This is a genomic window from Novosphingobium sp. 63-713 (assembly GCF_001898925.1).
Lineage (GTDB): Bacteria > Pseudomonadota > Alphaproteobacteria > Sphingomonadales > Sphingomonadaceae > Novosphingobium.
Genome location: NZ_MKVS01000032.1, coordinates 1 through 5,144, shown reverse-complemented (window position 1 = coordinate 5,144; position 5,144 = coordinate 1). Strand labels below are relative to the sequence as shown.

Annotated in this window: 5 protein-coding genes; 2 read left to right on the top strand and 3 right to left on the bottom strand. The window is 62.9% G+C overall.

The window, feature by feature from the left end:
* Nucleotides 1-45: 45 nt before the first annotated feature.
* Together BGP00_RS15885 and BGP00_RS15880 are read right to left on the bottom strand one after the other, a co-directional pair.
* The gene (locus BGP00_RS15885; protein WP_292694450.1) at nt 46-780 is read right to left on the bottom strand and encodes an ArdC-like ssDNA-binding domain-containing protein; all 735 of its coding nucleotides are present in this window, start codon (nt 778-780) and stop codon (nt 46-48) included.
* A gap of 103 nt (nt 781-883) precedes the next feature.
* Nucleotides 884-2,908, bottom strand: coding sequence for a ParB/RepB/Spo0J family partition protein (locus tag BGP00_RS15880; protein WP_292694452.1), 2,025 nt, complete (start codon nt 2,906-2,908; stop codon nt 884-886).
* A gap of 220 nt (nt 2,909-3,128) precedes the next feature.
* Between BGP00_RS15880 and BGP00_RS15875 the strand changes: the two genes are divergently transcribed.
* Nucleotides 3,129-3,443 carry a type II toxin-antitoxin system MqsR family toxin gene (locus BGP00_RS15875; RefSeq protein ID WP_008067945.1) on the top strand — a complete coding sequence of 105 codons (315 nt, stop codon included), beginning with the start codon at nt 3,129-3,131 and terminating at the stop codon, nt 3,441-3,443.
* Between the two features lies 1 nt (nt 3,444).
* Nucleotides 3,445-3,936: a type II TA system antitoxin MqsA family protein gene (locus BGP00_RS15870; protein WP_292694458.1), complete on the top strand. Its 492-nt coding sequence runs from the start codon at nt 3,445-3,447 to the stop codon at nt 3,934-3,936.
* Nucleotides 3,937-3,956: 20 nt separating this feature from the next.
* Here the strand turns inward: BGP00_RS15870 and BGP00_RS15865 are convergent, their stop codons facing one another.
* On the bottom strand, nt 3,957-5,099 hold the full coding sequence (locus BGP00_RS15865) for a strawberry notch C-terminal domain-containing protein (protein WP_292694461.1): 1,143 nt from the start codon (nt 5,097-5,099) through the stop codon (nt 3,957-3,959).
* Nucleotides 5,100-5,144: the final 45 nt, after the last annotated feature.

The window sequence follows — 5,144 nt, the reverse complement described above, 5'->3', positions numbered from 1 at the left end:
ACGGCCAGCCTGATTACTGCCTACCGTGGGCGTCCATCGCCGACCTTACTGCAATGTTGCGGGCGGCGCAGACTGTCCAGATAAGGCCACCAGTTCCTCGCGCGCGCGGATGCCGCGTTCCTTGTGATAATCGCGGAGCGTTTCACGGGCTAACCTGTCCACATGTCCACTGGCGTGCGTGACCTCATGTGCGAGTGTGGACACAAGGTCGAGGTCATGATCGAAAGCCGTGCGCTCGGGCATGAAGACCTTGTCGATGTCGGGGCGGTAATAGGCATCGTGCAAGCCATATTCGACCGGAACGCCAAGGCCTTCCAGGAAGGCCAGCGCGTCGGCAATGGAAGTGCTGACAGGCGCGACCTCCTTCTCCAGCGTGTCCTCAGCGCCATCGACCTGATCGCGGTTGAAGACGACGAAGCTGCGCGCGAAGAAGCGGGCGCGGCTATCGCCCTCGCCGCCCGCTTCAACGGTGGTATCTCCGCGCTCGACCTTTTTCCAGAGGATGACATGGGTGCCGATTTCACCTTTGCGGACCTGGCCGCCATTGGCGCGCCATTGCTGATAGGTCGCCCAGATGCCCGAGGCGTAGCCGCAGGCATCGGCGGTGGCCCACAGGACAAGGCGATTGATGCCGGAATAGCGCCGACCGGCAACGCTGGTCGGGCGCATGACTGGCGCACCGGAATGGTGCCAAGGCATCCGCCATTCGCCCGCGCCGGATTCAATTGCGGCGACAAGCTGGGCGGTGACGGTGGCATAGATGTCGTGACGGGGCTTCATGGGATGGTCTCCTCCTGATCCGAGCCTTGCTCGCAGGCACGCCAACCTCCTCCCGCTCTGGCGCGGAAGGAGGATCGGTTCGGTGGCTGTTCGAGATTGAGGGTCAGGCCGCTTGGCTGAACGGGCCGTCGGCATCGTTCTGATTGGCCGCATCGAGGGACAGATCCTCGGCCCCATCAAGCTCAGCGTCAGGTGCGATGCCGTCTTCGACAGGATCGCTCGCATTGCCGCCAAAGCGCATCACATCGGGCACCCAGGCAAGCGCCTTGGCCTTGATTTCGGGCTCGATGATCGTGTCGCCAGAACACAGGCGCGCGGCAGCCGTCGCCAGTTCGGTCTTCTTGGCCGCCGCATAGCGCAGGGCGATTTCGGGATCGAACCCGCCCAGAATGCTGAGGATCTGCGCCTTCTTGATGCGGTCAAAGAAGTTCTCCGCGCCCGGTCGCCAGTGCTGGGCCATATCGATCCCGATCTCGGCGCCTAGGCGGCTCTGGAACGCGCAAGTGTGCGTGCCGCTGGCGAGGCTGGCCTTGAGGCTTTGACTAACGGCATAGGCGAGCCAGCCAGCCTTCACGCTGTCATCCAGCGACCGGAAGGCGAGGAAGGAGGCGAAGCTGTCCTCCTCGCTGGCCCAGTCATTGGGAAGGCTGGCGCGCTGCTGCTCGAGTTCGGTCACCGCTGAACTGGCCGGAATGCCGGTCAGGCCGGAAGGCTCATTGCGATCGGTAATGCGGATGGTGCAGCCGGTATCGGAATAGCCGAAATGCCCGGCATGATCGCGGGCCAGGCTGAAGATCGCCAAATCGAGCGCCAGCGCGGGATCATGCGCGATGTGGAGCGCCAGCACATCGCGGCGATCCTTAGCCATCTGCTCTTCGAGCGAACGCGGTAGGCCGGCCGAAGGCGCGGGTTCCTTGCCCTCGGTCTCGATGTCACTGGGGGCATCACCCGATGCGCTGGGCCGCCGTGCGGGCTTCGTCGCGGTGTAATAGGTTTCGAGCAGGCGTGGCTGACCATCCTTGCCCAGCACGAGGAAGGTGCCGACATTGGGCTTGTCCTCGTCAGGGATCAGCAGATCGGTGTCGGAGAGCCGGTCATGCTCGGCATCGAGCGCGTTATATTCCGCCTCCAGCGCCTCGACATCATCGCCGTCATCAGGCGCGTCGAGGATCTCGGAAATCTCGGTCATCCGGTCGGAGATTTCGTCCATACGGGCCAGTGCCTCGGCGCTGGGTTCGGCGCGACGCGGCCAATAGGCATGGAGATCCTTGGTCTCGTCGTATGTGACGTGGGTGGCAAGGCTAGGCTTCACCCAGGCGAGCTTGGAGCCGAGCTCGGCCACCTCGGCCTCATGCTCCAGCTTTTTGGCAGCAAGATCCATGGCAAGATCGCCATCGAGCCACCGGCCTTCGCCATCGGCGGCGAATAGATCGCGCTCGATCCGGCCACCGCAGGCAACATATTCGGCTTCGCCCAGAAACCGAGCGATGGGATGATCGGCCGAGAGGCTTTCCTCGGCAATAGCCCGACGGATCGCCTGGGGATTGTCGGCCTGCCAGCTCGTCGACAGGCGCTCCCACGCCGCTGCCTGCCGCTCACGGTCGCCGGTCGAGCCATAGGCCTGTGCGACATCGAGCGTGATCTCCCCTGCGGCCAGCGCGGCGAAGATCGGCTCGGCCAGATCGGCAAGGCGAAGGCGGCCCTGGACATGGCGGACCGTCACGCCGAAACGACGCGCAACGGCTTCAGCATCGGCGCCGCCATCGATGATGTCGCGATAGGCCCGCGCTTCATCCGCCGGCGTCATGGCCTCGCGGATCAGGTTTTCCGCAAGGCTGATCTCGCGCGCGGCAGCGTCCTCGTTCTCGCAGAGGCGGACATCGATCGCGTAATCCTTCGGCAACACGCCGCGCTCGATCAGCAAGCCGATCGCGCGCCAGCGGCGGCCACCGGCGTGGACATCGTAGAGCGTCTTCTTGCCCGCTGAGGGGCTGACGATCAGCGGTTGTAACAGGCCATGTTCGGCAATACTGGCGGCCAGCGCCTCAAGGCCCGCGTCGCCATTGGCCTTGCGGACATTGCTCTCGGAAAGGCGCAGCTTTGCGTGCGTCAGGGTCGTGGACTGCATGATAGGATCTCCCGCGCTTGGGTATAGAGGCCCGGATCATGGTGACGCTTTCGCCTCCAGGGGGCCTCGCCCCCATGGCTTTCCCCTTTTCTCTGGACGCTTGTTTCCTGGGGCGCGACTGACCGCTAAAGCAGTGATCCGAACTGCTTGCATCGCCGATTCCCTCGCGCAGCCTTGCAAAAGCGCCTCTTGAAAAAATGACCTTTAAGGTGTATTGAGTATGCCGGTAAAGCGGACCCCGCACCATGACCTCAAAGCGATCCAGGCCAAGTTTGCCGATGTGGACACGCTCGAGATCACGAGTAAGGCGGCTCGCGATGCCCAGAAGATCGGCTATTCGCTCGAGGATATTGTCGATGTCGTGCAGGCGCTGGAACCGGGTGATTTCATCAAGTCCGAGACCGCGCACAACCCGCCGAACCATCGGTTGTGGCACGACACCTACAACATCCCCTGTGATGGCCTTTGGCTGTATCTGAAGTTTGCTGGCGAGACATTGATCGATGTCGTGCTGACATCCTTCAAGGAGGTTTGAGATGAGCGAGACGCGAATTCACCCCGAGACGGGTCAGGAACTACGCCGCGACACACGCCCGCAGAAGGTGTGCGTCGGCTCGCTCTCGCGCGTCGTCGACGTGCCGGGCTGGTATCCCGAAGGCGATGGCGATGCCATTCACAGCGGTGCAGATTTGCGCGCCTACAACGACGCGTTCAAGGAACTGCGCGAGGCCTATGCAGCCCGCATCAAGACTGTTCGGAAAAAACTCGGCCTGACCCAGGAAGAAGCCGGCGTTATCATTGGTGGCGGCAAGCGGGCTTTCCAGAAGTATGAAAGCGGCCGCACGCCGCCAAGCGACGCGGCAGTGGGCCTCATCGAAATCCTAGCCCGTCATCCCGAGGAGGTCGCAACTCTGCGGTCGTTCCGCATGGGGACACCAAAGGCGATGCCGCCGGATCCGCGCTCGTCGGGTGCGCCCTCCCCTATCGGCAAGCGCATCAAGCGCGGTGTTCGCAACGCCGCAGCTTGATGGCCTTGATGTGAGTTTCGTTACGCCGCCAGCGCCTGAACGATCTCCCGAGCATTGTGCACAGGCATGAACAGCCGGGTCTGATAAGCGATGATCTCAGTGAAGCAGCCCTTGGCTTTCCATGATGGCAGGGCGCGGGGATCGAAGCCGACAACCTCAAGCCGCTGCTCACCATTCACGCGCGAACGCTTGAGGCTCGTTCCAGACAAGGCATCGATAGGCACCACCTTGCCGGCCAGCGCCGCCTCCACCAGTTGATCGGGCGAGAGCGCGATACGATCGCCGATGCCCAGCTTGTCGAGCAGCATGTTGACCGCCTCGGCGGGCACAATGCGACCCAGAAGTGACCGACCATCCTGGGTGACGAGGCGGCGAACCTGCGCCTCATCGCCCAGCAGGTTCCAGATCGGCAGCAGGCGACCGGTCGCGAGGTAGAAGCGCTCAGTGTAAGGCTTGGTGGCCAGATCATCGGCCTCGACTTGCCAGGCCTCCTCGAAAGCCTCGCGCTCGCAATCGTCCCAGTGGCTTTCGGCCAGTTCATCGGCCGTGATCCAACTCCGCCCGCCAGGGCGATGCAGCGTGAAACTGGCGACTGGTGTGCCATCATCCATCAGGCGGGTTCGCTCAGGGATCAGCAGCGCCACGCGCGAGGACCGGCCATTGCGCAGCAACCATGTCTTGGGGCCGATCCGCTTCGTGATTTCGGCCAGCGGCGTGAACTTGGGTGCCCATTGGGCTTCGAGCGTGAGGAGCTGGGTCGAAGCGCCATTGGCATCCTCGCGCAGAATCCGTTCCTCGATGATGGTCAGCTTGTCGGCCACCAGCGTCTCGACGCCCGCGTCGAAGGTGCCCGCCTTGCGGGCTGCATCGATCCGCGCCTCAACCAGCCCGAGGAATTCATCGAACACGGCGTTCTGGAGCGCGATGGGCAGCGCCAGAATGCGGTTGAGCCAGCGCTGGATGGGCGGGAGGTTGTCGGTCAGGCAGCCATCCTGCTCAAGGTGAAGGCCGGTGCGGTCGCAGAAATCGGCAAAGCCAATGCTGGTGAGCTTGCCTTGATGCAGCAGATGATACCAGCGGGTCAGCGCCTCACGGGCGTAATCGCTCTCGAGGTGTGCGACGTGAAGTCGCTTAAGTAATTGTTTGAAAGGAGTTTGACTCATGAATCAAACCTGATGTTTCGTCATCAGTAGCCTACTGGCACATGC

Excerpts from the sequence above, each read along its gene's own strand:
- BGP00_RS15885 (WP_292694450.1), bottom strand. The coding sequence starts at position 780 with ATGAAGCCCCGTCACGACATCTATGCCACCGTCACCGCCCAGCTTGTC.
- BGP00_RS15880 (WP_292694452.1), bottom strand. The coding sequence starts at position 2,908 with ATGCAGTCCACGACCCTGACGCACGCAAAGCTGCGCCTTTCCGAGAGC.
- BGP00_RS15875 (WP_008067945.1), top strand. The coding sequence starts at position 3,129 with ATGCCGGTAAAGCGGACCCCGCACCATGACCTCAAAGCGATCCAGGCC.
- BGP00_RS15870 (WP_292694458.1), top strand. The coding sequence starts at position 3,445 with ATGAGCGAGACGCGAATTCACCCCGAGACGGGTCAGGAACTACGCCGC.
- BGP00_RS15865 (WP_292694461.1), bottom strand. The coding sequence starts at position 5,099 with ATGAGTCAAACTCCTTTCAAACAATTACTTAAGCGACTTCACGTCGCA.